This window comes from Oleiphilus sp. HI0061 (genome assembly GCF_001635675.1).
Genome location: NZ_LWFE01001642.1, coordinates 1 through 1,058, shown reverse-complemented (window position 1 = coordinate 1,058; position 1,058 = coordinate 1). Strand labels below are relative to the sequence as shown.

2 protein-coding genes are annotated in these 1,058 nt (G+C 37.1%); both read right to left on the bottom strand.

What is annotated here, in order from left to right; genetic code table 11:
• Positions 1–327: 327 nt before the first annotated feature.
• A complete protein-coding gene (locus A3735_RS25280) occupies positions 328–672 on the bottom strand; it encodes a hypothetical protein (RefSeq protein WP_068553748.1) in 345 nt (114 codons plus the stop codon).
• Complete coding sequence (locus A3735_RS25275) at positions 669–905, bottom strand: acyltransferase (protein WP_068553747.1); 237 nt, start codon at positions 903–905, stop codon at positions 669–671. Before A3735_RS25275 ends, A3735_RS25280 begins: the two co-directional genes overlap by 4 nt.
• Positions 906–1,058: the final 153 nt, after the last annotated feature.

Here is a 1,058-nt window from a genome sequence, read left to right as displayed (position 1 = left end):
ACTAATAACAAAGAAAACATCTACACCAACAAACCCACCGCTAAATAATGAAAATCCTGCGTGAAAAAATATAACGGGGACAACTGCAAGCGCTCGTAAGCCATCTATTTCGGGACGGTATTTCAAGATAACATTCCTTGATTGTATATAAATTTCGACGTTAACTTCCTAACTGCCAAAACTACTGCGGTGCTAGAAAGTTTTTAAAACAGTTTGATCAATCAATATTCTGTTCTATCAACCACTATTTCATGGCATGATTGATATTAAGTTACTCATGTAAATAGAACCTAAGTTCGCTATTCGACTCAAAATAAATACTACATATTATTGACTATTCTGCGCGGGCATTACACCTAATTCTCGCCTCAAGCGTGCCGTAATATAGTTGGTACTGCTTCTTGATACGTGATGTGCATCTTTGAAAAACGACCAGTTGCTATCATGCAGAGTTATACCTCCGTTACTACTCCATATTTTAGTCGGATAGATGACTGGTACGTCGCCTTTACTAAACTCCAATTTAAAATATTCATTTGCTGCCTTCAAATACTCATTATTCAACAAAACTAACAACTTTAGGCTTTCCTTGTACTCGTCTTTATCAAGGAAAATAGTCGGTGATAGACTCCCGGTTCCCCCAACTTCAAGATGAGGCCCTATTATAATCAAACTATCACTGCAGGAAACAGTCTAGCTATGCGGCGTTTGTAAAAACCAATATAGGTAAATTTACCACTCTTAACTTCTTCATATACAAAAGTAGTTATCAAGAAACCACTAATAACAAAGAAAACATCGACGCCAACAAAACCGCCAGAGAAAAGTGTCATATCCGCGTGATAGAAAATAACTAGAAGTACAGACAAGGCTCTCAAGCCGTCTATATCAGCTCGGTATAACATGAAATTTAATTCCTAAGAGGGACAAAATGGCTTGGTAAACAAAGAGCACATAAAAATAGACTGAATTTCATAATGACTCATTTGTATTCTTACTAAGAATAGCCTTGCAAGGAGTCCCAGCAACACGGGAATTACTGGGAACCGAAACATTGA

Excerpts from the sequence above, each read along its gene's own strand:
- A3735_RS25275 (WP_068553747.1), bottom strand. The coding sequence starts at position 905 with ATGTTATACCGAGCTGATATAGACGGCTTGAGAGCCTTGTCTGTACTT.